The following is a 23,392-nucleotide window of genomic DNA, read 5'->3' as shown; positions in this document are numbered from 1 at the left end:
GCCCCTTAGCGTATCTGCACTTTATCGCATTCATCGAAACGGCCTGGTATATGCCGCTTTTTCGTCCAAACTGTCGGGGTATGAGGTTTTACACCCCTCCCGGATGTTGAAGCTGCATCGTGTTCAAGACGTCTGATGAATCCGATTGTCTGAAAGAACCAAGTTTCTTCAGAGTAGATCGACCTCTAAATCAAGGCCCCACACAGCCATATCCTAACGTGTTGGCTAGGTAAGGAGGACTGGTGAAACGTGCTATCCAGACTTAGGCGCAAGGCGGATCCATGCTTGGCTCGAATGGATTTCAGTCGTAACATATCTTTACATGTAGCTCAATAACGCTTTTTGTCGTTATTGCCGCGCCTGTAAAGACCGCGACACCAAAGCTTCATCAGCCTGACCTACTTCTGCACCTGCGCCGCAAGGTGACGATACCAACGACTGGCTATTCCCCTGAAACGAAGAATGCCCCCTCTACCGAGGTCGTGAGATGAGAAAAAAGAAACATAGTATTTTTTCCAGCCTATTGGCTTTAGCTGCCACTGGTTTGCTCAGTGGTTGTGACATGACGCTTTTAGATCCTAAAGGTCCAGTAGGGCTAGAAGAGAAGCATCTAATATTAACTGCCTTTGGCTTGATGTTGATTGTGGTCATTCCCGTCATCGTCATGGCCATTCTTTTCTCCATCAAGTATCGCGCCTCGAATAAAGACGCCGAGTACGCGCCCAACTGGGCCCACTCGACGAAGATCGAAGTCGTGGTATGGGGCGTACCGCTCGTTATCGTGGCCTTTCTAGCTGTACTGATCTGGAAGACCAGCCATTCGCTGGATCCGTTCAGACCGCTTGATTCGGATGTGAAGCCAATCACGATCGAAGCTGTAGCGCTGGACTGGAAGTGGTTGTTCATCTATCCGGAGCAGGGCATTGCAACGATTAACGAAATTGCTTTCCCAGCCAATACGCCGGTGAACTTCCGAATTACTTCGGATACGGTCATGAACACCCTTTTCATTCCCGCTTTGGGCAGCATGGTTTATGCCATGGGCGGTATGCAAACCCAGCTTCATTTGCTTGCTCATGAAACCGGTGAATTTGGCGGCGGTTCGGCCAACTACAGCGGCGCGGGCTTCTCTGACATGAAGTTCATTGCTCACTCAATGACTGACGAAAACTTCAACGCTTGGGTAGAAAAGGTTAAAACCTCGCCAAAGACTCTTGAACACCAAGTCTATGCCGATGTTGCCAAACCCAGCGAGAAGCATCCTATTGAGTACTACTCGTCCGTTGCTCCTCACCTTTTCCAGGACATCATCGATAAGTACTTGAAGGGAGACTACAGCAAGCGTGTAGATCAGGTTATGGATCAGGCAATGCATAAAGGTGCGCACGACGGTGCCGCGGAGTAAAAAATGTTTGGAAAATTAAGTCTCGCAGACATTCCTTATCATGAGCCGATTATCGTAGGTGCAGTCGGCGCCATGATTCTGGGTGGTTTGGCTCTATTTATCGCCCTAACCTATTTCAAGAAATGGGGCTATCTATGGTCAGAATGGATTACATCCGTTGACCATAAGAAAATCGGTGTCATGTACATCATCGTTGCGATGATTATGCTGCTTCGCGGCTTCTCTGACGCCATCATGATGCGTGCCCAGCAGGCAATTGCTGGTACAGGGGCTGAAGGATATCTGCCCCCTCATCATTACGATCAGATCTTCACGGCTCACGGCGTGATCATGATCTTCTTCGTAGCAATGCCGCTTGTAGCGGGCTTGATGAACGTTGTAGTACCGCTGCAAATCGGTGCTCGCGACGTAGCATTCCCGTTCCTGAACTCGCTCAGCTTCTGGCTGTTCGTAGTGGGCGTCATACTCATGAACCTATCTTTGGCTGTAGGTGAGTTTGCCGCTACAGGTTGGGTTGCCTATCCGCCCTTGTCTGGAATTCAGTACAGTCCAGGTGTCGGTGTCGACTATTACATATGGGCGCTACAGATATCGGGGATGGGTACGCTTCTAACGGGTGTTAACTTCGTTGTTACCATTCTGAAGATGCGTACTACCGGCATGACTCTCATGCGTATGCCGATCTTTACCTGGAACGCATTGTGCACCAGCGTATTGATCGTTGCAGCGTTCCCGATCCTGACTGCTACTTTGGCACTGCTCACGCTTGATCGCTATTTGGGTATGCACTTCTTCACCAACGAGCTTGGTGGCAACCCAATGATGTACGTCAACCTGATCTGGGCTTGGGGCCATCCAGAAGTATACATCCTTATCCTGCCGGCCTTCGGTGTGTTCTCGGAAGTTGCTTCTACGTTTAGCGGCAAGCGTATGTTTGGCTATGTGTCCATGGTATGGGCAACTGTAGCTATTACCGTTCTGTCCTTCGTTGTATGGCTGCACCACTTCTTTACCATGGGCTCAGGCGGCAACGTCAACGCGTTCTTTGGTATTGCTACAACCATTATTGCCATTCCAACCGGTGTTAAGATCTTTACTTGGCTTTTCACCATGTACAAAGGCCGTATCCGCTTCACCACTCCGATGATGTGGACTATTGGCTTTATCATCACCTTTAGCATTGGTGGCATGACAGGCGTTCTGCTGGCTGTACCAGGTGCCGACTTTGTTCTGCACAACAGCCTGTTCCTGATCGCTCACTTCCATAATGTGATCATCGGTGGTGCGGTCTTCGGTTACTTTGCAGGCGTAGCCTACTGGTTCCCGAAAGCCTTCGGTTTCACACTGAATGAAAAGCTGGGCAAGTATGCATTCTGGTGCTGGCTGGTAGGTTTCTACGTTGCCTTTATGCCGTTGTATGTTCTGGGCTTTATGGGTATGACTCGCCGCCTGAACCACTATGACAACCCAGATTGGAACGCTTGGCTAATCGTAGCTGCAGTAGGTGCTCTTATCATTGGTCTAGGCATCGCATTCCAGCTTCTTCAGTTCTATGTGAGTATTCGTGATCGCAAGAAGAACCTGGATGTTACAGGTGACCCGTGGGGTGGCCGTACTCTGGAGTGGTCTACTTCTTCGCCGCCACCTTTCTACAACTTCGCTCATCAGCCAGTTGTTGATGATATCGATGCCTACTGGGGTGCGAAGGAAAAAGGAATCGCTGAGCGCAAAGCTGCTGATTACCAAGATATCCATATGCCGCGTAATACCGGTGTGGGCTTTATTATCAGCGCCTTTAGTTTAGCCCTCGGTTTCGCCTTGATCTGGCACATCTGGTGGCTCGCCATCGTGGGTACGCTAGGCATGATCATCACATTCATTGTCCGTAGCTATGACGATGACATCGACTACTACGTGCCAGCTGCCGAAGTAGCACGTATCGAAAACGAACGTCTTCAGAAACTAGCGAATCAGGCTTAATTTATGTCGAGCGAAGTACTTCATAACCACGTTGCCCATGCTGAGGAGCATGGGCACCACGACGCCGGATCCATGACGGTATTCGGCTTCTGGATCTACCTGATGACCGACTGCATTTTGTTTGCGACTATTTTCGCAACCTATGCAGTTCTGAGCGGTAGCTTTGCAGGCGGGCCGACTGGGCAGGAGATTTTTGAACTGCCCTACGTTCTGGTAGAAACTTTCCTCTTGCTGTTCAGCAGTATCACTTATGGCTTTGCCATGATTGCTGCACATAAAGGTGAAAAGAGCAAAGTTCTAAGTTGGCTGGGCCTAACGTTCCTGCTTGGCCTGGGCTTTATCGTGATGGAAATCAATGAGTTCTATCATCTTATTGCTGCTGGTCACACTCCGCAGCGTAGTGCATTTTTGTCAGCCTTCTTTACGCTGGTTGGTACTCACGGCTTGCACGTAACATCCGGCCTGATCTGGATGGCCGTTCTGATGTTGCAAGTGCAAAAGAAAGGCCTGACAGCAACTAACCAGACCCGCTTAATGTGCCTGAGCCTATTCTGGCACTTCCTAGACATCGTCTGGATTTGCGTGTTTACCGTTGTGTACTTGATGGGGGTTCTGTAATGGCCAATGAACACGGACATGTTGTCCACGCCGGCTCCAGCCACGGAAGCACAAAGTCTTACATCATTGGTTTCATTCTGTCCGTAATCCTGACGGTCATTCCGTTTGGGCTGGTGATGTACCCTACTTTGTCCGAGTCAGCCACTCTGATAGTAATTTGGGTCATGGCGATTGTTCAGATCTTTGTTCATCTGGGATTCTTCCTGCACATGAACACGTCCTCTGAACAGCGCTGGAACGTGGTCGCGTTTGCGTTCACGATTCTTATTACTGTTATTGTGGTCGCGGGCTCGCTGTGGATCATTCACGGCATGCATAGCAATATGCTGGCCCACTAAGAGTTGCTTCGATGATCAAGAGATACCTACTTATTACGAAGCCTGGAATTATCTTCGGCAACCTAGTTTCGGTTGCCGGAGGCTTCTTCCTTGCCTCGAAAGGAAGCATTGACTTAGCACTTTTCTTAGCTACCGCAGTAGGGGTGTCTCTGGTCATCGCTTCTGGTTGTGTATTCAATAATTATATTGATCGCGACATCGATAAAATCATGGAGAGGACGAAAAACCGCGTCCTCGTCCAAGGTCTTATCTCACCAAGCGTAACGCTTTCCTATGCTACCTTGCTGGGCATTGCCGGATTCGCGCTCCTTTATCTAAAGGTAAACGCACTAGCAGCAACCTTTGGGGTAATGGGCTTTGTTGTATACGTAGGGCTATACAGTCTGTGCCTGAAACGCAAGTCCGTTTATGGCACGCTGGTAGGTAGCCTTTCGGGCGCAGCGCCACCTGTAATCGGCTATTGTGCGGTCAGCAATGAGTTTGATATGGGTGCAGCTATCCTGTTATTAATCTTCTGTCTCTGGCAAATGCCGCATTCCTATGCAATTGCCATTTTCAGATTGAACGATTACCGGGCCGCGTCCATACCTGTCTTACCGGTTGAGAAAGGGATTCCTGTCACCAAGCGTCATATCACGTTCTATATCCTGGCCTTTCTAGCAGCAACCTTGGCACTGACCATTGGTGGATATGCAGGTTATAAGTATCTGATTGTCGCAGCGGTAATGGGTATCTACTGGCTACGCATGGCATTGATGGGTTACAAGACAAACGACGACAACGCCTGGGCTCGCAAGCTGTTCGTGTTTTCCATCGTCACTATTACTGCGCTGAGCATAATGATGTCGGTTGACTTCAACGTTCAAGCTCAGGAAGTACTCCTGGCGCTGGCACGGTAGTTTGCTCTTTGGCAAGGGCCCTCCAGGGTCCTTGCCCTCTCCTCCTCTTCTTTACACCGTTTCAACAGCATCGCTTGGCTTGGGTTTACTTACTCACACAAGCCTCTTTTCTTTTACATGCTCATAGTGCTCGATACGCCACCAGGCAGGCAGTAACCGCTGGATATCAGCACGTCCAAAACGATCATCAATCAAATAAACGACCCCATTATCAGTAGGCGTTCGAATGACTCGTCCGGCTGCCTGTATCACTTTCTGCAGCCCAGGGAACAGGTAGGTATAATCGTATCCCTGACCAAAGGTCATGGTCATACGCCGCTTGATTTGCTCATTAACCGGATTGAGCTGCGGCAATCCTAACGTAGCGATAAAAGCGCCAACCAAACGACTCCCAGGAAGATCGACACCTTCCCCAAAACTGCCTCCCAGCACAGCAAACCCAATACCGCAGCCATCTACAGTAAAGCGAGCAAGAAAATCCGCTCGCGCGGATTCATCCATACGCCTGGACTGGATCCAGCAAGGTATCGCGGGGTAATCCTTAACAAAAGCATCAGCAACCTGTTGTAAATAGTCGAAGCTGCTAAAAAAGGCGAGGTAATTTCCCGGTCTTGCTAGATAGTGCTGTCCGATCAACTGACTGATTGGCTGCACTGAATGTACCCGGTCCTGATACCGGGTAGAGATGTGATCTACCAGACGTACCGATAACTGTTCAGAAGTAAATGGTGCGGGAATGTCCACCCAAGGCGTATTACCTGGCAGCCCTAAGGTATCACGATAAAAATGAGGCGGATTAAGCGTGGCCGAGAACACAATAGCTGTCTTAGCCGACTGAAACCTCGTTTTAAGAAAAGGAGCAGGGATAACGTTTCGGATACACAGCGTAGAATTCATCCGCCCCGCTCTCTCATAGCGATGAAGCTCGAATAGGGAGTGAGGCCCAAATGTCTCGGCTAAACGAGTAAATTGCAAAGCATCGAAATAAAAGGCCTGCAGATCTGCATCGGGCTGCGTATCAGAAAGTGTCTCATTAAAATGATCATTAATCGCAGAAAGGCTTTGCTGCAACGCCATCAATAGCTTGCCTGGCAGCTCATCTCGTACTGTATAGATGTGCTCTTGCTCCTTGAGCAACCCGCTCCAACATCGGCTCACTCTATCAAGAGGCTTTTTCAATACGGACGGTACTGACTTACGTAAATTATCGAGCCGGGAGCGCTCTAACATCACGGTATACATGCTTCGGGCCCGCTCCAGCAGGTTATGGGCCTCGTCCACTAGCACACCGACACGCCATTCATAAACCGAGGTCATCCCAAGCAACATGGCATTTGAGTCAAAAAAATAGTTGTAATCGCCCACTATAACGTCAGCCCACCGAGCCAAATCGTGCCCTAGGTAATAAGGGCAAATTGAATGGGCTAACGCTACATCCCGAACGCTTTTTTGACTGAGCATAGCTTGCTGCAATGCGGCTTCTCTCGCTGCAGGCAAGCGATTATAAAAACCGTTAGCCAGCGGACAAGACTCACCATGACAGGCTTTATCAAGATGCTCACATGCCTTTTCTCGTGCAATAAGCTCGACAATGCGAAGCGGGGCTTTTGTCAATGACGCCCCAAGCGCCTCAAGCGCATGTAACGCTACGTGGCGACCAGAAGTCTTTGCAGTCAGAAAGAAAATCTTGTCCAGAGACCGGCAAGGCATTGCCTTGAGCAAGGGAAACAGCGTTCCCACAGTCTTGCCTATTCCTGTAGGGGCCTGAATTAGGATACTGCATTCAGTATAAGCAGCCTTATAGACGGCCTCGGCCAATGGCCGCTGCCCTAGACGAAAATCCGTATGAGGAAAGCTTAATGCATCAAGCGCCCGGTCCCGCTGGGCACGGTGACGCAATTCTTGATCAGCCCAATCAAGGAAAAGGGAGCACTGAATTTCAAAGTGCTCCTTGAGCGATGTAGCCGTCCACGTTTCGGTCAGTACAGTTTCTTTCTGGCTCGTAATCTCAAAATAGACCAAAGCCAAACGTATCTCTTTAAGCCCTAGCCGCTGGCACTGGAGCCAGCCATACATCTTCACCTGAGCCCAATGCAGAGCGCGATGATTAGTAGGCATACGCGCCAGATCACCTCGGTAGGTCTTGATCTCCTCTAACTGATTCAAGGATGGATCATATCCATCGGCTCGCCCACGTATCTTCAGGTGCTTGAATTCACCACTTAAAGAGACCTCGCTGTGATAATCCTCACCTCGCCGGGACGTCACGACCTGATGGCCTACAATCCCTTCCTGAGCAGTAGGCGAAGGTGTGAATCGCAGATCCAAGTCACCTCGCTTGGCCGTGAACTCACATAAGGCCCGTACAGCCACTACATAGTGCAAACGGTATCCTCCCATTGCAGGTAGCAGACCGCAACGGGCATTTTATGCTCCACACAGAAGTCAAGCCAGCGGACCTGGTTGTCTTGTAGTCGATCTCCTGGTCCCTTGACCTCAATCATGCGGTACCGCTGCTCAGCTGGCCAGAACTGGATCAAGTCAGGAAAGCCAGTACGATTCGACTTGATGTCCCAAAGGATACGCTCGAACCACTTCCGTAAATGAATTGCAGGCAGGCAATGCAGGGCCAGCTCAATTACCTCTTCGGGTAATCCCCAGTGCACAAAAGGTGCCTGCAGCCCCTGCTTTTGCCGGAGCGTGCGCCTGATCGTGTCTTTGTAGGAGCCTTTTTCAAGCTGTGCCAAGCATGCCTCAAAGCGCTCCGCTCTACGCGAAAAGAAATGAGGTGTGGCAAAGTCAGCGGGCGCTCGATGGAATGGATGAAAGAATGCGCCAGGTATATCACTAAATACCGCATCCCAGCATAACAACCCGAATAGTGTATTGATCAGGCTGTTTTCTACATAGAACACTGGCGCCTCTAACTGCATCATATAGGCTTGCACGCAGCGCTCAACCGAAAAGGGCTCTACCGGCCTCGGTAACAGGAGATCGATTCGTTCGACAGCCCGCGCAGCCGGCCTCGGCAATGTCGGCATACCCAACTTACGCCGAAGCCTAGGCAACATTCTTACCAGCACCTGGGCCTCAGCCTCACTTTCTGGCGCCTGGCTGGCTGCCATAGCAAGTTCAAAGGCGTGGGCGAAACACTCTGTACGCTCAAGGATCCGCAGCATACGAATTCGTGCGCCGGGATAAGCACATCCTTGATAAATATCCAGTGCTTGTAATAACTCGCCTGCCTGCTCACAGGCTTGGCCAATTTCAAAAAGTAGCTTGGTTCGTCGTCCTTCCAGCCACTCATTATTCAATCGGGCAGGTAGCATCTCGAGAATGGCTGAAACAGGCTCGCCAGCCTGAAAATACTCTCGGCAACGATAAAGATGTAAATAGTCATCTACATCGGCTCGCAAACGAAAACCGCGGGAAGCATCGGAAAGTGCTACTTTCTCATAACGATACACCCCCAAATCGGACAAAATGAATTCAGTCCAATCCTGATGGAGATTTCCAAAGAACATCAGACGCAAGCGATCACATAATGGAGTAAGAGTGATCTCGTAAAGACAATCATTCAGACATCCACACCATTCACCAAACAAGCGGGCGTTACTAAAATCTGGACGTAATAACTCTAGCAGCTCCCCCTTTTTAGGCTCGGGCCTGCGCTTTTCTAGATCAAAAGTCGTGAGTAACTCACTTTTTTTGAGCAAAGCAAACAGCTGATCAAGCGTAACCTTTGGCTGATCATCAACCCATCCAAGCTCAATTAACGGGCGCACGGCCTGTTCGATGCAACCAATTTCCGTATAAACCAGCTTGCTTCGACGAAATATTTGGCCTTTACGCATGACCATTCTGACAAGCAAGGCACGAGACGCTTGGGGAAGCGTTGGAAAGCTGTCAACAAAGGCTTGCTCAGATTGACTCAGCAGATCGCTGTAGCGCTTGCCGATCCATTCCAGCACATGATGGAAATTAGCTAAATAATAAAACGGGTCTTCCAATGTTCGGTTGATTTCCATGGCCGCAACAGCAGTAAGAAAAGGATGACAAACGGCTTTTTAGAAAATGCAGAAGAAGCCCTTCTGATTACTAGGCCAGAAATTTAAGGTGTATATTTATACAGATATAATGCCTAGGCAGCGCCTGCAATCAGATCAGGACCAATGGTTGAAGCCACACGGTTTACGTTTCAATAAGCCGATTAATGGAAGGGAAACCTTTGGCGAAGCGTCTACTCTAAAAATACCAATGCTTAACTTGGTTTTGGTTTTGATAATGGTTGCCTTTTTAGCAGGACAGTTATTTATCTCTGCACCAAGTTGAGTTCTCGTTTTTTTGGTCGGCAATAAGACCGCTGTTTTGTGGTCTGAGCGTTACTCATGTCGGAGAGTGATCATGTTTGGTAAACGCACCGAAGACAGCCAGTCAGCTACACATTTTCGTAGCGGGCGTATTAGCTGGGTTAACGGAAACTATTTTTTCACAACACGTGAAGGGACGCTCGAAGGGCCTTTCTTTACCCGTGAGGAAGCCGAGCAACAGATTGAGCGCTATGTCTCTCGTATGACCCAGGCGCAAAAGCGGGCCCTGTCGTAAGGGCCGTTCTACAGCCGAATAAGCTACACTTGCCCCACTTGTGTAACCGTAGCGTGCTGTAGCTCCAATGTCTGAATTGTTTCATGCCCAGCTGGATTGGGACTGCGAAGGCCAACCTCATTCCCGAGTATTTGATGACGTTTATTTCTCACGGGCTAACGGTCTTGAAGAGACGCGCTATGTCTTTCTTGAGCAAAATGCCTTGCCAGCTCGCTTTGCAGCTTTAACTGATGAAGCGGTCTTTACTATAGGGGAAACAGGATTCGGAACCGGGCTGAATTTTTTATGCGCCTGGCAGCTGTTTGAGCAAGTCGCTAACGCACGCAGTCGATTACATTTCGTTAGTGTAGAAAAGTATCCACTCGCTTTACCGGATTTGATTAAAGCCTTATCGCTTTGGCCCGAGCTAGCAGTCTATGTTCAAGCCCTGATCAAACAATACATAGGCATTCATGCTGGCTTTCAGCGCTTTGTCTTTGCCGAAGGCCGAATTACCCTGACCCTCTTAATTGGCGATGCGCTGGAACGTCTACCTGAACTAGATGCTCAGTGTAATGCTTGGTTTTTAGACGGCTTCGCACCTGCCAAGAACCCGGATATGTGGACTCCGACCTTATTCGAGCAACTGGCCAGACTTTCGGCTACTGACGCTACGCTAGCTACATTCACGTGTGCAGGCTTCGTGCGGAGAGGTTTGATTGAGGCCGGCTTTCGCATGGAAAAAACCGTAGGCTTTGGCCACAAGCGGGAGATGCTGAAGGGGCATTTTACAGGGATGCCTTCAGTTTTTTCAAAACCTTGGTTCCAGCGACTGCCCGCTCACAGCCGAGAAAAGACAGCTTTAGTCATTGGTGCCGGGCTTGCTGGTGCCGCTACGGCGGCTAGCCTAGCCCGACGTGGCTGGCACGTCACGGTAATTGAGCGGCACCCGCAGCCAGCGGCAGAGGCGTCAGGCAACCTCCAGGGCATTCTTTATCTCAAACTTTCTGCTCACTTGACTTCTCTGTCGCGTCTGGCTTTGTGCGGCTTCGGCTATACCCGCCGCTTGTTGGAAGCTTTTCCTAAGGGTGCAGATTGGGACGACTGCGGAACGCTGCAGTTAGCCTATGATATGGCAGACGATATGCGTCAACAGGCACTGGCCGAACTCTTACCGTCTGGTCTGTTACAACGCGTAGATGCAGAGGAAGCCTCTCGGCTCGCAGGTATTTCGCTGGAGCGAGGCGGCCTATACTTTCCTACCTCCGGCTGGGTACATCCACCTGCCCTGTGCCGTCATCTTCTGAACCATCCATTCATTCATTTAAAAAAGAGTCAGGAAACACTAACGCTTGAGCGACAAGACGACTATTGGACCGCCCACGGTACTGATGGAGTAATCGCTAAGGCTGCTGTTGCCATAATCGCCGGCGCAACTGATACGAAACAACTGGCGGAGCATGTCCTGTTACCGGTCAAGCCTATTCGCGGGCAGCTTACTCATCTACCGGCGACGCCCAATAGTTCGGCGCTACAGTGCGTACTCTGTGCAGAGGGCTATGTCGCCCCGCCACGCAAGGGATGGCATACCGTAGGAGCTAGTTTCACATTCGACAGAACAGACTCGACGCCAAGTCAAGAAGAACACGACAGTAATCTTGCCTTGCTTGAACAAATATCGCCCGAGCTAACTGCACGACTCAACCTGCCGGTAAGTGATACATCATCGCTTGAGGGCCGGGTAGCTTTTCGCTGTACCACACCGGACTATTTACCGGCTGTCGGCCCGGTCGTTGCTGCCAAACGCTTTGCGCAATGCTACGCCGCTCTGGCTAAAGATGCCCGTCAGATACCAGACAGTAAAGCTCCCTGGATTGAAGGGCTTTTTATCAATACTGCCCATGGCTCCCGCGGTTTGATCAGCGCACCTTTATCGGGCGAACTGATTGCAGCATGGCTGGAAAACGAACCGCTGCCTTTGCCTCGAGACGTAGCGGAAGCCTGTCATCCTAATCGCTTCCCCCTCAAGGCTGTCATTCGCGGTCATTTGAAATCTAACTCCTGAACCATACATTTGACCAAGAACAGGCTACTAACTTAGTCCTTCAAGCTAGCTTAACGAGACCCTACCTTTTTATGGTCTCGCTATATCATCAGTCAGATGACTGCTAAAGGACATTTGCTTTGGGGTGGCGGAAAGGCAGCGTCTAGTAGTGCCTGTTCCGCTTCGCCCAATACGATATCCAACGCACCTGCATTTTGTTGCACATGTTCCGGCTTGACTGCCTTGGGAATAGCTATCACGCCAGGCTGTCGCAACACCCAGGCCAACGCCACTTGTGCTGGGGTTACTTCAAGTCGCTCCGCCACAGTCAGCAGCGCCGGATGACGAAGCATTTGATTTCCCTGGCTAAGCGGGCAATAAGCCATAACAGGCATTGGCTGACGTATTGACCAAGGTAACAAATCGAATTCGATACCCCGGAACGCTAGGTTATAAAGGACCTGATTAGCGGCACAACGGTCATCAGCTAGCTCCAGCATGTCATCAAGATCAAAATTAGAAACGCCCCAATGACGAATCTTGCCCTGCTGGCGAAGCTGCTCGAAAGCCTCTACCGTCTCGGGCAAAGGAACCTGACCACGCCAATGGAGTAGATAGAGATCGATATAGTCGGTTCCCAAGCGGCGCAAGCTACGCTCACATGCCTGAACCGTACCAGTCCGGGTAGCATTATGAGGATAGACCTTGCTCACCAGAAATACCTTGTCACGCTGCCCCTTGATGGCCTCTGCTACGACGGCTTCAGCCCCGCCTTCAGCATACATTTCGGCCGTGTCGATTAAGGTCATGCCCCGCTCAATTCCTAGCCTCAGCGCCTTGATTTCCAAGGCACGCTCCGAGATACGTTCCCCCATGTGCCAAGTGCCCTGCCCTAGTACCGGAACAGCCACACCCTCAGGAAGACGAGTCGTTCTCATGAGGCATATCCCTCTGTTGAATGTCCGTTACCTTTCGTATTGGCAGGGAAAGGTTGTCGTAAATCGTGAGTGCTAAAATGCCATAAATGTCCTTCCCGATCCCGACAGGTAAACGTCCGTCCCTCAGAGAGTGAATCCTGAATATCGATAACAATATCGGCCCCGGATGTACGCGCCCGCTGACAAAGGGTATCGGGGTCAGAAGTCACTAGATATAAGGCCTGAGTAACACCTCCAGCCTGCCCTGGTTGAATCATATGGGCATCGATATCCTTATCAAGGACTGATGCAATAATTACTAGACCCTGTCCGTATCCCAGCCTGGCATAAGCAATACTGCCATCGTCATTAGTGATTACCTCCTGTACCTCAAAGCCAAACACTACACGCAGCCAATCAATCGCAGCAGGCGCGTCGTGATATCGCACGTAAGGAATGATGAAGCCCTGCGTATTACTCGGTAACGCGATCATGGGTAAGCCTCCTGATTGCCACTGTCTGAACTTAGACGTGTGACACCCTATACGTTCAAAACGCGACCATACGTCGGCTGCTTATTGGTACTCGTTTGCTCTTATCGGGCACTGCTAAAGTTCGCACCGCCAAATCTGGATATGGCGGCTACAACAACATAAGCAAGGACCCTTCAATGACCCGCTTCATTTGCTGTTTTTTCATACTGACCTTTACGCTATGGATTCCCATGGCAGGTCAAGCAGCGGACCCGATTGTTATCCGTTTCTCTCATGTCGCATCCCCCGAAACCCCTAAAGGACAAGGCGCCCTGCTCTTCCAGAAACTGGTTGCCGAACGCCTTCAAGGCACTGTGAAGGTCGAGGTTTATCCGAACTCCAGCCTGTACGGTGACGAAAACGAATTGCAGGCTTTGCAAGAAGGCAAAGTTGAAATGCTAGCGGTGGCATTGTCCAAACTCAGCTCCTACAGCCCGCAACTCAAAGTTTTCGACTTGCCTTTTCTGTTTGATAACCAGGCGGCTGTTGATCGCTTTCAGACCAAACCTTCTGGCCAGCAGCTGTTGCTATCGATGCAGGAGAAAAATATAACGGGCTTGGCTTATTGGCATAACGGGATGAAGCAGCTTTCAGCCAAGAGGCCCTTGCGGGAACCAGAAGACGCACGCGGCTTAAAGTTTCGCATCCAATCATCGCCCGTGTTAGAAGCACAATTCGAAGCACTAGGTGCTACGCCAATACAACTGCCCTTCAGGCAAGTCAATCAAGCACTGGCCAGCGGAACCGTTGATGCCGCTGAAAACCCCTGGTCAAACATTTATAGCCAGAAGCTTAACGAGCAACAGCGCTATATAAGCGAAAGCAATCATGGCTCCTTAGATTATATGCTGCTTACCAGTGCATCTTTCTGGCGCAGCATTCCTTTTTCTACCCGAGTACAACTTGAATCGATCATCAACGAAGTTACCTATGAAGTAGATCGTCAGGCCGAGGACATAAATCAAAAGGATAAACTTCGCATCGCCAATGCAGGTACTAGTGAGATTATTACCCTGACGAATGAGCAGCGCCAGCATTGGCGTACCGCCATGCAACCCGTATGGCAGCGCTTCGAAGCAGAAATTGGTAAGGATCTGTTGAAAGCAGCTCGTCTTGCCAACGAGGCGCATTGAGTATCCTTAAGCGTGTCGCCTGGTTATCAGCGGCACGCTTAAGAACGTGAAGGTGCAGGAATTCTGTCCCAACGTTGCATGGGCTGACTACCAAGTTCATGGCATTGCAGATCACGGAAAGGCCCAGCTATACGCTCCCAGGCTGAGCCAGGAGAGACTTGTCGACAGACTACTTGTCCGTCCAATGTGCTTCGCCATTTGAAGAAGGGAGCAGGAGCAGCCGTGACCAATAGGCTATTACTGATTAACAGGGCACCTACCAGCGCCGCTAATCGCAGACATCGCCGTTTTATTGGCTTCATGAACATCCTCCTAAGCAAGAGTATCGCGATCTATATAGGGTCACACCACCTTAGATCGGCGAAAAACAGCTAGGCTTTAATGCCAGTCATCTCTTGCCCAAGCCAATCCGGCAGGCTTCCCATTCCACCATCTTTACTTGAAGGTATCTTCTAAAAGGCCTAGATAATAAGAGAGATCTTTAGCGAGAGTACTGATCAGCCGTTACATAGAAGCGCGAACACACTGGAACATCTTTATGAACGTCAGTAGTGTGTTCCGCCAAAGACCGAGCCGCTTATTATGAGATAGGAGAATCAGGAGCAGTACCTGCTCCTGATTCTTTTACTGAATCGACATTAGGCGTCGCGGTATTCACGTTCAGCTGTATCAAAACGCTCGATCATTGCACGACTTGGGGCTTGACCAAAACGGCTGAACAGTACAATCGCAATACTGGCAAATAGGAAGCCCGGAATAATCTCGTACAGGCCCAACCAGCCCATTTGTTTCCAGAACACTACAGTAACCGCGCCTATTACCATACCTGCCAGCGCACCGTTACGTGTGGTTCCTTTCCAAAGGAGAGAGAACAGGACGACTGGGCCAAATGCCGCACCAAAACCAGCCCAAGCGTAGGAAACCAGCCCCAACACACGGTTTTCTGGATTGGATGCAATCAAAATGGCAATTACGGCAATCAGCAAAACCATAGCTCGCCCCACCCAGACTAATTCTTTCTGCGAAGCGTTCTTACGCAGAAATGCTTTATAAAAGTCCTCTGTCAAGGCACTGGAGCAAACTATTAACTGACAACTCAACGTACTCATTACAGCCGCTAGGATAGCTGACAGCAAAACACCAGCTATCCACGGATTGAATAGATATTTGGTCAGCTCAATAAAGATCCGCTCAGGATTTTCACTTACAGCGCTAGCCTGCTCCGGATGCGCAGCGAAGTAAGCAATGCCGAAGAAACCAACACCTACAGCACCAGCCAGGCAAAGGACCATCCAAGTCATACCAATGCGACGAGCCGCACGCATGGACTTGACCGAATCTGCAGCCATAAAACGCGCCAGGATATGGGGTTGTCCGAAATATCCTAGCCCCCAAGCCATTAAAGAGATAACGCCTACAAAAGTAGCGCCCTTAAACATGTCGAAGTGTGTTGGGTCAATATTTTCGATTGCAGCAAATGTCGGCTCAAACCCACCTGTAGAGAGAAGGACCATGATCGGCGCCAAAATAAGGGCAAAGATCATCAGGGTAGCCTGAACTGTATCCGTCCAGCTAACCGCTAGGAATCCACCGATAAACGTATACGCGATTGTTGCAGCAGCACCGGCCCATAATGCCGTCTCGTAGGACAGGCCAAAAGTGCTCTCAAATAGGCGAGCCCCAGCAACCACGCCAGATGCACAATAGATTGTGAAGAACACTAGGATAATCAGCGCTGAGAATACCCGCAGGACACGGCTGTGGTCTTCGAATCGATGAGTGAAATAATCGGGTAAGGTTAGAGCATTATTATTGTGTTCGGTATGGACACGCAGGCGTCCAGCCACAAACAGCCAATTCAGCCAAGCACCAATGACTAGCCCAATCGCGATCCAACTTTCCGAAATACCCGCAATAAAAATAGCTCCGGGCAAGCCCATAAGCAACCAGCCGCTCATGTCCGAGGCACCGGCCGATAACGCTGTTACGAAACTACCAAGGCTTCGTCCGCCAAGAATATAGTCATCAAAATTCTTGGTCGATCGCCATGCTAGGAATCCGATTAGGACCATAGCGGCGATGTAGATCAGAAATGTGATCAGGGTTGGTGTATTGACGCTCATGTTTTCCCTCATTAGTTGTTGTTGTGGGCTTATTGAACTAACCCACGCTGGCAGAGGGCGACGCGTATTGCCGTCACCTTTGGGCAGGCCCAATCCAGGCCCGCACCAGACAGAATCTCCGTTCTATCTTTAATCGCCAGTAATCTGGCTTATAAGCAGATCACTCTGCTCGTCATGGTGTATCGAAATACTCGATACACGTGTTTATCACCTTCCGGCTTCCGCTCTCAAAGCGGGGCGCATTCTACGCAATGGTCAGAAGTAGGGAAACGTTTCAAACGGCATAAAAAAGCCGAAAAACCAAAGAGTTATCCGGCCTCTAATGAAAAGATACGTGGCGACTTAACTAAAGAGGCAAACCCAAAAAGCGCGTTAAACAGAAGGTAAAACGGCTTTCCCAGCAATCGAGCACAGCGGACGAGGACAGTACGCAAAGTGCTGCTACAGATCTTTTGAAAATCTCTGAATTTGTTATTGAAATGTCTGCTGCTGCCAGAATGTAGAGCTTAAATTTTTGCCAATGTGCCTAACAGTATGGCCTAGCATGCTCTTGCAAGGTTGGAAGATATTTAGATGGCTTCCTACTTATCCACGACCTTGATTCGCAGGGGCTATCCAGCCAAAGGCGCATTAGCATTACATTAGCTAAACGCTACTAACGATAAAGATAGCCACTTGTACCGAGAGGAAAGAGCGCCTTTTATAGGGTTATTGCCTTACCTGCTTTCTTGGCACACAGAGCCAATAATGGGTATCTGTACCAGAAGGGCTCAACGAAAAGCAGCGTACAGAAGGCGGGGCTTTACTCTTGCCGAAAACGTTTAGGTGTCAAACCTAGATAACGTCGCATTGCTGTTGTTAATGCGCTCTGGCTGGAAAATCCGCATTCTCCTGCAATGCGTACTAACGGTAGACGCGTTTCACGTAGAAGACGTGCAGCACAATCGAGGCGTGTCTTTAAAAGATACTGATGTGGCGTTAGCCCTGTTGTGTCCTTGAACTGCGCATGGAAATGGCTAGGACTCAAAAAAACAACCTGCGATAGCTCGGCTACTGTAATACGTCGCTCTAGATTGCTGATGATATAACTATCAAGGGCCTCCATATTCAACGCACCGTTTATGGAGTGCTTTTGCTCACCAAACATGCGCACGTGAAGCGCGCGCAAAAGAACTCCACCTAACGCTCGAGTGAGTAAGGGATCGCTACCATAACGTTCTAGCTCTGCACCTGCGTAAAGGAGTAAATGCTGGAAATCGGCGTCCAATGTTGGATAGCGAGGCGTATCGAACAAGCGGGTCAGGAAGTCCAAATCCTCTTTTGGCATGTCTTCTTCATCGAGATCGATGATGAGCATTCTATTAGTACCAATCCCCGCAAAGGCATGATTAAGATCGCCTGGGACAATACAGGCTCGCATACGGCATACCTCGCCGCCTTTGCCGTCTATATCAAAATCGGCACGTCCTTCTAGAGATAACACCAGCTGGTGGTGATCGTGAGCATGACTATGGGATTGGTCCGAAAGCGTAAGCAGGCGAGCAGAAAACATAAGGTGCAGAAGCCAATAGGTTTACTTACGGCCATTACAGCAGCCGATTACACATCCAGCACCCATGCAGCCAAGAGAGAACAATCACTACCTTAGCGATATTGAAAAGCTTCATCTCCTTCCCCATGTTGCTCGCATATTCCCATCCTAAGGTAAGTCAATGAGCGATCAGGAAAGCACTCCCGAAATTATCAGCGGAAGCGGCCAGGAAACTGGTCTTGCACTGCCTGGACAAAGTTTGCCCGACAAACTTTACATCATTCCCATTCATAATCGGCCTTTCTTTCCGGCCCAAGTATTACCGGTCATCGTCAATGAAGAACCATGGGCTGAAACGTTAGAATTAGTAGCCAAGACGGACCACCATTGTCTTGCTCTTTTCTATGTCGATACTCCGCCGGATGATGCCAATACATTCGATCCGGACAGCCTGCCCGAGCATGGCACATTGGTCCGCATTCATCATGCCAGCCGGGAAAATGGTAAGCTGCAATTCGTAGCGCAAGGCCTGTCACGGGTGCGAATCAGCGGCTGGCTACGACGCAAACATCCTTATCTTGTTGAAGTAGAGCATGCTCGGACGCCATCCGACAGCAGTGACGAGGTCAAGGCTTATGGCATGGCCCTTATCAATGCCATAAAAGAATTGCTCCCGCTCAATCCGCTCTATAGTGAAGAGCTGAAAAATTATCTTAATCGTTTCAGCCCGAATGATCCCTCGCCTCTGACTGACTTTGCCGCCGCCCTGACAACCGCACCAGGTCAAGAGTTGCAGCAAGTACTCGATACGGTTCCAATTCTCAAGCGGATGGAAAAAGTCCTGCCTCTGTTGCGTAAGGAGGTTGAAGTTGGCCGTTTGCAGAAGGAACTATCTGCCGAGGTTAACCGCAAGATTAGCGAGAGGCAGCGTGAGTTTTTCCTACGCGAACAGCTCAAGCTTATTCAGCAGGAGCTTGGCATTACTAAAGATGACCGCAGCAGCGATGTAGAGACATTTCGCCAGCGATTAGAAGGAAAGACGCTTCCAGAGGCAGCACGAAAACGCCTCGATGACGAGCTCAACAAGTTGTCAATCTTAGAAACCGGATCACCTGAATACGGCGTGACCCGTAACTATCTCGACTGGGCTACGGATTTGCCCTGGGGTATACAGGGCCAGGATAATCTTAATCTCAAACATGCCCGGAAGGTGCTTGACCGGCACCATGCTGGGCTTGATGACATTAAGAACCGCATCCTTGAGTTTCTTGCCGTCGGCGCGTTCAAAGGCGAGATATCAGGCTCCATTGTTCTGTTGGTAGGTCCGCCCGGGGTCGGTAAAACCAGCATAGGCAAGTCGATTGCTGAGTCTCTGGGTCGTCCTTTTTATCGCTTCAGTGTGGGTGGCATGCGCGATGAAGCCGAAATCAAAGGGCATCGTCGTACCTATATCGGCGCAATGCCAGGCAAACTGGTCCAGGCTCTTCGAGACGTAAAAGTGATGAACCCTGTGATCATGCTCGATGAGATCGACAAAATGGGGACAAGTTATCAAGGTGATCCTGCCTCTGCCTTACTGGAAACCCTTGATCCGGAACAGAACGTCGACTTCTTAGATCACTATCTTGACCTGAGGCTGGACCTGTCCAAAGTCCTATTTGTCTGCACGGCAAATACCCTAGACTCTATTCCAGCACCTTTATTAGATCGTATGGAGGTGATCCGGCTGTCTGGCTATATTGCAGAAGAAAAACAGGCCATCGCCAAGCGTCATCTCTGGCCTAAACAATTGGAGCGAGCAGGAGTTCCCAAAGACCGCCTAGCAATCAGCGATAGCGCTCTTAAGGCGCTTGTAAATGGCTATGCCCGCGAAGCCGGAGTTAGACAGCTTGAAAAACAATTAGGCAAATTAGTACGCAAGGCGGTCATCAAGCTTGTCGACAATCCACAGTTACGTCTAAAGATCGGTGCAAGCGATCTTGAAAGCTATCTGGGCAAACCTGTATTCCGCAAAGAACAAGTGCTTAATGGCATAGGCATTATTACTGGTTTAGCCTGGACTAGTATGGGCGGCGCCACTTTGCCTGTTGAAGCAACCCGTATTCATACACTCAATCGGGGCTTCAAGCTGACCGGCCAACTAGGCGATGTAATGAAGGAGTCTGCCGAGATTGCGTACAGCTATATCACCTCGCATCTCAAGGAGTACAAGGGGGATCCAACATTCTTCGACCAAGCCTTTGTTCATTTGCACGTTCCTGAAGGCGCTACTCCCAAGGACGGGCCGAGTGCAGGGATCACTATGGCTAGCGCCTTGCTTTCTCTTGCTCGAAGTCAGGCACCAAAGAAAAATGTCGCTATGACTGGTGAGCTAACACTCACCGGCCAAGTGCTGCCCATCGGAGGAGTACGCGAAAAAGTCATCGCAGCCAGGCGGCAGAAAATCTTCGAACTAATCCTGCCTGAGGCCAACCGAGGCGACTTCGAAGAGCTTCCAGACTATCTTCAAGAAGGCCTAACAGTACACTTCGCTAAACGCTTCACTGACGTTGCTAAGGTACTGTTTTAAGTTGTCCTTAAAGGCAGCCTCTTAACGGGGCTGCCTTTTCAATCCCCAATTTCGTTATGCTGGCGTCTCGCTTTGAACATGACAGGACCTCCGTATGCTACGTGCCTGCACAATATTCGTTGTTCTACTTTCTACAGTATTCGCAGGATGCGTTACTAAACCACAAACCATGGTGACAGTAACACCCAGAACAGCGTGCTCTCCCCTAACGCTCAAACAGGGGCAGGAATTATTGCTTACGTTACCTAGCGACCCAAGCAGTGGGTACCGATGGTTAATAGATGACTCGGCTACAAGCATACTAAAAAGCTTAGGGCCTGAAGTGTTCTCCTCTGCCGATAAAGACGAGGATATTGTAGGAGCCGCTGGACAATCCTCCTGGCGATTCAAGAGCATTCACTCAGGCAATGCTGCGCTGGCACTGAGCTATAAACAACCCTGGGACAGTAATGCACAGCCAGAGAAAACGTTTACGTGTCAAATTCGCGTTCAGTGACTCTCTACAGCTCAGTTACAATAGCGGCTTTCGTTTTATGGTAGCCCTACATGAGCGAGCCTGATCGTCTGTTTGCCCAACCTCACGCCCGCGTGACAGATTTCGCTTTTAATGAAGACGTGGTCCGCGTTTTTCCAGACATGATCAAACGGTCTGTCCCAGGTTACGCCACCATTGTCGAAAACCTAGGCGTTATTGCAGCACAATTTGCTCAGCCCAAGACGGCGTTATATGACCTCGGCTGTTCATTAGGCGCAGTATCGCAATCGCTACGCCGTCACGTACAGCAAGACGCAGTAAAAATAGTTGCCGTTGACAACTCCCCTGCCATGATCGAGCGATGCCGTGAATACATGGCTGCACAAAGCGCTATGTATGAACAACTGCAGCCTATCGAAATCATTGAGGCAGATATACTTAACCTCCAGCTTGAACCGTCCTCTGTGATAGCGCTGAATTTCACATTGCAATTTATTGTGCCCGAAAAACGACTTGGCATACTTCAGCGTATTCACCACGCACTTCATCCTAAAGGCGCTTTGCTTATTTCAGAAAAGGTTCGCTTCGAGGAATCTACCGAGCAGATGCTTATTGGAGACCTACATATTGCCTTCAAACGTGCAAATGGTTATAGCGAGTTGGAAATTGCACAGAAGCGCAGCGCATTAGAGAACGTTATGTTGATTGACTCCATTAATGTTCATCGTGAGCGCTTGTTAGAAGCGGGATTCTCTTCAGTAACGCCTTGGTTCCAATGCTTTAATTTCATTTCGTTGATAGCACGCCCATGATTGACCTTATAGATCTACCAGGTTTGGCTCAATATCTTACTGGTAGCCGCCTTGAAGAATGGGCCGAAACGCTTCCCAACGTGGTTGCGGCCAAGTTAGATAAGGGGCATGGGGATCTTGAGCGCTGGAGCGCTGCTTTAAGTACCTTGCCCTCCCTTCAGCCAGACGATATCCATCTGAAAGATACATTCAGACTTACGGCTCCGATAACAGCAGATCAAAAGGAGCAACTTGAAATATCTTTGCGTCAGTTATCTCCTTGGAGAAAAGGCCCCTTCGATATATTCGGTGTCTATATCGATACTGAATGGCGATCAGATTGGAAGTGGAGCCGTGTATCCCAACACATTGACTTGTGTGGAAAACTAATTCTGGACGTAGGGTGTGGCAATGGCTATTACCAGTGGTGCATGCTTGGTGCAGGAGCACGAGCCGTACTAGGTATAGACCCTAACTGGCTTTTTTTCTGTCAGTTTCTTGCAATCAAACGGTACATGTCTAGTTTTCCGGCTTGGAGCCTTCCAATGACGCTGGAAGAATTACCCGCCAATCTTTCTAGCTTTGACACGGTCTTCTCAATGGGGGTGCTTTACCATCGGCGATCCCCCATAGACCATTTGTTAGCCTTAAAGGAGTGCCTACGTTCAGGCGGAGAATTGGTGCTGGAAACACTAGTTGTGGAAGGTACCGTACAAACCGTGCTGGTTCCTGAAGATCGCTATGCTCAGATGAGAAATGTATGGTTTCTTCCCTCCCCTGCCGCTTTAGAACTCTGGCTACGCCGAGCAGGTTTCCAGGATATTCGGCTAGCTGACCTGAGCCATACGACAACCGAAGAGCAACGCTCAACTTCCTGGATGCGTTTTCAGTCTTTACCTGACTTTCTTGATCCTAAAGACCCAACCCGAACAATAGAAGGCCTACCTGCTCCGCTACGTGCAACCTTCATTGCAAGACGCCCTTAATCGGGCGCCTTTGAAATTACCATACAATTCTCTCTAAAAGCCGAAGCAAGCCTGCTCTAGGTTGGCCGCCCTTGCCGCGCTGCTCTGAGCCCTGAAAAAGACAAAACCCCCGGGCCGCTAGGCCTGGGGGTTTTGAGTATAGGTGCTTGACGATGACCTACTCTCACATGGGGAGGCCCCACACTACCATCGGCGATGCTTTGTTTCACTTCTGAGTTCGGAATGGGATCAGGTGGTTCCAGAGCTCTATAGTCGTCAAGCAATTCGGGTGAGGAATCGCTGTTAGTTGCTTCCTCGAATGGGTATGTGATCAGGTAATTGCGGGTTCGCAAGCTTTCGGCTTTAGGCGTCTTCCCGTAGGCAATCTTTACAGATTGTTTGGGTGTTATATGGTCAAGCCTCACGGGCAATTAGTATCGGTTAGCTCAACGCCTCACAGCGCTTACACACCCGACCTATCAACGTT

19 protein-coding genes and 2 rRNA genes are annotated in these 23,392 nt (G+C 49.8%); 12 read left to right on the top strand and 9 right to left on the bottom strand.

What is annotated here, in order from left to right; genetic code table 11:
* Positions 1-487 precede the first annotated feature (487 nt).
* From cyoA to cyoE, 5 genes are read left to right on the top strand one after another with little or no spacing between them, the layout of a single operon-like run.
* Positions 488-1,405 carry a ubiquinol oxidase subunit II gene (gene cyoA, locus IQ22_RS12525; RefSeq protein WP_145142285.1) on the top strand — a complete coding sequence of 306 codons (918 nt, stop codon included), beginning with the start codon at positions 488-490 and terminating at the stop codon, positions 1,403-1,405.
* A 3-nt stretch (positions 1,406-1,408) separates the two neighbouring features.
* Positions 1,409-3,385: a cytochrome o ubiquinol oxidase subunit I gene (gene cyoB / locus IQ22_RS12520; RefSeq protein ID WP_145142283.1), complete on the top strand. Its 1,977-nt coding sequence runs from the start codon at positions 1,409-1,411 to the stop codon at positions 3,383-3,385.
* Positions 3,386-3,388: 3 nt separating this feature from the next.
* Positions 3,389-4,003, top strand: coding sequence for a cytochrome o ubiquinol oxidase subunit III (locus IQ22_RS12515; protein WP_145142281.1), 615 nt, complete (start codon positions 3,389-3,391; stop codon positions 4,001-4,003).
* Positions 4,003-4,341, top strand: coding sequence for a cytochrome o ubiquinol oxidase subunit IV (cyoD, locus tag IQ22_RS12510; RefSeq protein WP_145142279.1), 339 nt, complete (start codon positions 4,003-4,005; stop codon positions 4,339-4,341). The genes IQ22_RS12515 and cyoD overlap by 1 nt, the downstream gene beginning before the upstream one ends.
* A gap of 11 nt (positions 4,342-4,352) precedes the next feature.
* The gene (gene cyoE, locus IQ22_RS12505) at positions 4,353-5,240 is read left to right on the top strand and encodes a heme o synthase (RefSeq protein WP_145142277.1); all 888 of its coding nucleotides are present in this window, start codon (positions 4,353-4,355) and stop codon (positions 5,238-5,240) included.
* Between the two features lie 93 nt (positions 5,241-5,333).
* Here the strand turns inward: cyoE and IQ22_RS12500 are convergent, their stop codons facing one another.
* Both IQ22_RS12500 and IQ22_RS12495 read right to left on the bottom strand, forming a co-directional pair.
* Positions 5,334-7,640 (bottom strand): ATP-dependent DNA helicase, encoded by a 2,307-nt coding sequence (locus IQ22_RS12500; protein ID WP_145142275.1) that lies wholly within the window; start codon positions 7,638-7,640, stop codon positions 5,334-5,336.
* Complete coding sequence (locus IQ22_RS12495) at positions 7,613-9,268, bottom strand: VRR-NUC domain-containing protein (protein WP_244309125.1); 1,656 nt, start codon at positions 9,266-9,268, stop codon at positions 7,613-7,615. Before IQ22_RS12495 ends, IQ22_RS12500 begins: the two co-directional genes overlap by 28 nt.
* 376 nt (positions 9,269-9,644) lie before the next feature.
* On the opposite strand from IQ22_RS12495, the gene IQ22_RS12490 reads away from it, so the two are divergent.
* Together IQ22_RS12490 and mnmC are read left to right on the top strand one after the other, a co-directional pair.
* Positions 9,645-9,845: a DUF6316 family protein gene (locus IQ22_RS12490; protein WP_145142273.1), complete on the top strand. Its 201-nt coding sequence runs from the start codon at positions 9,645-9,647 to the stop codon at positions 9,843-9,845.
* 67 nt (positions 9,846-9,912) lie between these two features.
* Positions 9,913-11,889, top strand: a complete 1,977-nt coding sequence (gene mnmC / locus IQ22_RS12485) for a bifunctional tRNA (5-methylaminomethyl-2-thiouridine)(34)-methyltransferase MnmC2/FAD-dependent 5-carboxymethylaminomethyl-2-thiouridine(34) oxidoreductase MnmC1 (RefSeq protein WP_145142271.1) — start codon at positions 9,913-9,915, stop codon at positions 11,887-11,889.
* 92 nt (positions 11,890-11,981) lie between these two features.
* On the opposite strand, the gene IQ22_RS12480 is transcribed toward mnmC, so the two are convergent.
* Together IQ22_RS12480 and IQ22_RS12475 are read right to left on the bottom strand one after the other, a co-directional pair.
* On the bottom strand, positions 11,982-12,806 hold the full coding sequence (locus IQ22_RS12480; RefSeq protein ID WP_145142269.1) for an aldo/keto reductase: 825 nt from the start codon (positions 12,804-12,806) through the stop codon (positions 11,982-11,984).
* Complete coding sequence (locus IQ22_RS12475) at positions 12,803-13,279, bottom strand: VOC family protein (protein ID WP_145142267.1); 477 nt, start codon at positions 13,277-13,279, stop codon at positions 12,803-12,805. The genes IQ22_RS12480 and IQ22_RS12475 overlap by 4 nt, the downstream gene beginning before the upstream one ends.
* A 176-nt stretch (positions 13,280-13,455) precedes the next feature.
* Between IQ22_RS12475 and IQ22_RS12470 the strand changes: the two genes are divergently transcribed.
* Entirely contained in the window at positions 13,456-14,451 is a 996-nt protein-coding gene (locus IQ22_RS12470) for a TRAP transporter substrate-binding protein (protein WP_145142264.1), read from the top strand.
* Between the two features lie 38 nt (positions 14,452-14,489).
* Here IQ22_RS12470 and IQ22_RS12465 read toward each other — a convergent pair whose 3' ends face one another.
* The 3 genes from IQ22_RS12465 to IQ22_RS12455 all read right to left on the bottom strand — a co-directional run bounded on the left by IQ22_RS12465 (position 14,490) and on the right by IQ22_RS12455 (position 18,126).
* The gene (locus IQ22_RS12465; RefSeq protein ID WP_244309123.1) at positions 14,490-14,753 is read right to left on the bottom strand and encodes a hypothetical protein; all 264 of its coding nucleotides are present in this window, start codon (positions 14,751-14,753) and stop codon (positions 14,490-14,492) included.
* A 336-nt stretch (positions 14,754-15,089) separates the two neighbouring features.
* A complete protein-coding gene (putP, locus tag IQ22_RS12460; protein WP_145142262.1) occupies positions 15,090-16,574 on the bottom strand; it encodes a sodium/proline symporter PutP in 1,485 nt (494 codons plus the stop codon).
* Between the two features lie 802 nt (positions 16,575-17,376).
* The gene (locus IQ22_RS12455; protein ID WP_145142260.1) at positions 17,377-18,126 is read right to left on the bottom strand and encodes a helix-turn-helix transcriptional regulator; all 750 of its coding nucleotides are present in this window, start codon (positions 18,124-18,126) and stop codon (positions 17,377-17,379) included.
* Positions 18,127-18,286: 160 nt separating this feature from the next.
* Between IQ22_RS12455 and lon the strand changes: the two genes are divergently transcribed.
* The 4 genes from lon (at position 18,287) to cmoB (ending at position 22,926) form a co-directional block, all read left to right on the top strand.
* The gene (gene lon / locus IQ22_RS12450) at positions 18,287-20,674 is read left to right on the top strand and encodes an endopeptidase La (protein ID WP_145142258.1); all 2,388 of its coding nucleotides are present in this window, start codon (positions 18,287-18,289) and stop codon (positions 20,672-20,674) included.
* Between the two features lie 94 nt (positions 20,675-20,768).
* On the top strand, positions 20,769-21,170 hold the full coding sequence (locus IQ22_RS12445) for a protease inhibitor I42 family protein (protein ID WP_145142256.1): 402 nt from the start codon (positions 20,769-20,771) through the stop codon (positions 21,168-21,170).
* 50 nt (positions 21,171-21,220) lie between these two features.
* Positions 21,221-21,961, top strand: a complete 741-nt coding sequence (cmoA, locus tag IQ22_RS12440; RefSeq protein ID WP_145142254.1) for a carboxy-S-adenosyl-L-methionine synthase CmoA — start codon at positions 21,221-21,223, stop codon at positions 21,959-21,961.
* Entirely contained in the window at positions 21,958-22,926 is a 969-nt protein-coding gene (gene cmoB, locus IQ22_RS12435; protein ID WP_145142252.1) for a tRNA 5-methoxyuridine(34)/uridine 5-oxyacetic acid(34) synthase CmoB, read from the top strand. Before cmoA ends, cmoB begins: the two co-directional genes overlap by 4 nt.
* Before the next feature lie 144 nt (positions 22,927-23,070).
* Here cmoB and rrf read toward each other — a convergent pair.
* Together rrf and IQ22_RS12425 are read right to left on the bottom strand one after the other, a co-directional pair.
* Positions 23,071-23,186: ribosomal RNA gene (gene rrf, locus IQ22_RS12430) — 5S ribosomal RNA — on the bottom strand.
* A 129-nt stretch (positions 23,187-23,315) separates the two neighbouring features.
* A 23S ribosomal RNA gene (locus IQ22_RS12425) occupies positions 23,316-23,392 on the bottom strand; the annotation flags it as partial.

The sequence above is a fragment of the Pseudomonas duriflava genome (assembly GCF_007830155.1).
In the GTDB taxonomy this organism is placed as follows: domain Bacteria; phylum Pseudomonadota; class Gammaproteobacteria; order Pseudomonadales; family Pseudomonadaceae; genus Chryseomonas; species Chryseomonas duriflava.
The sequence above is the reverse complement of the archived record's forward strand: the minus strand, read 5'-3'. Positions and strand labels throughout refer to the sequence as shown.

Coding starts and splice junctions, on each gene's coding strand:
- cyoA (WP_145142285.1), top strand. CDS start 488: ATGAGAAAAAAGAAACATAGTATTTTTTCCAGCCTATTGGCTTTAGCT.
- cyoB (WP_145142283.1), top strand. CDS start 1,409: ATGTTTGGAAAATTAAGTCTCGCAGACATTCCTTATCATGAGCCGATT.
- IQ22_RS12515 (WP_145142281.1), top strand. CDS start 3,389: ATGTCGAGCGAAGTACTTCATAACCACGTTGCCCATGCTGAGGAGCAT.
- cyoD (WP_145142279.1), top strand. CDS start 4,003: ATGGCCAATGAACACGGACATGTTGTCCACGCCGGCTCCAGCCACGGA.
- cyoE (WP_145142277.1), top strand. CDS start 4,353: ATGATCAAGAGATACCTACTTATTACGAAGCCTGGAATTATCTTCGGC.
- IQ22_RS12500 (WP_145142275.1), bottom strand. CDS start 7,640: ATGGGAGGATACCGTTTGCACTATGTAGTGGCTGTACGGGCCTTATGT.
- IQ22_RS12495 (WP_244309125.1), bottom strand. CDS start 9,268: ATGGAAATCAACCGAACATTGGAAGACCCGTTTTATTATTTAGCTAAT.
- IQ22_RS12490 (WP_145142273.1), top strand. CDS start 9,645: ATGTTTGGTAAACGCACCGAAGACAGCCAGTCAGCTACACATTTTCGT.
- mnmC (WP_145142271.1), top strand. CDS start 9,913: ATGTCTGAATTGTTTCATGCCCAGCTGGATTGGGACTGCGAAGGCCAA.
- IQ22_RS12480 (WP_145142269.1), bottom strand. CDS start 12,806: ATGAGAACGACTCGTCTTCCTGAGGGTGTGGCTGTTCCGGTACTAGGG.
- IQ22_RS12475 (WP_145142267.1), bottom strand. CDS start 13,279: ATGATCGCGTTACCGAGTAATACGCAGGGCTTCATCATTCCTTACGTG.
- IQ22_RS12470 (WP_145142264.1), top strand. CDS start 13,456: ATGACCCGCTTCATTTGCTGTTTTTTCATACTGACCTTTACGCTATGG.
- IQ22_RS12465 (WP_244309123.1), bottom strand. CDS start 14,753: ATGAAGCCAATAAAACGGCGATGTCTGCGATTAGCGGCGCTGGTAGGT.
- putP (WP_145142262.1), bottom strand. CDS start 16,574: ATGAGCGTCAATACACCAACCCTGATCACATTTCTGATCTACATCGCC.
- IQ22_RS12455 (WP_145142260.1), bottom strand. CDS start 18,126: ATGTTTTCTGCTCGCCTGCTTACGCTTTCGGACCAATCCCATAGTCAT.
- lon (WP_145142258.1), top strand. CDS start 18,287: ATGAGCGATCAGGAAAGCACTCCCGAAATTATCAGCGGAAGCGGCCAG.
- IQ22_RS12445 (WP_145142256.1), top strand. CDS start 20,769: ATGCTACGTGCCTGCACAATATTCGTTGTTCTACTTTCTACAGTATTC.
- cmoA (WP_145142254.1), top strand. CDS start 21,221: ATGAGCGAGCCTGATCGTCTGTTTGCCCAACCTCACGCCCGCGTGACA.
- cmoB (WP_145142252.1), top strand. CDS start 21,958: ATGATTGACCTTATAGATCTACCAGGTTTGGCTCAATATCTTACTGGT.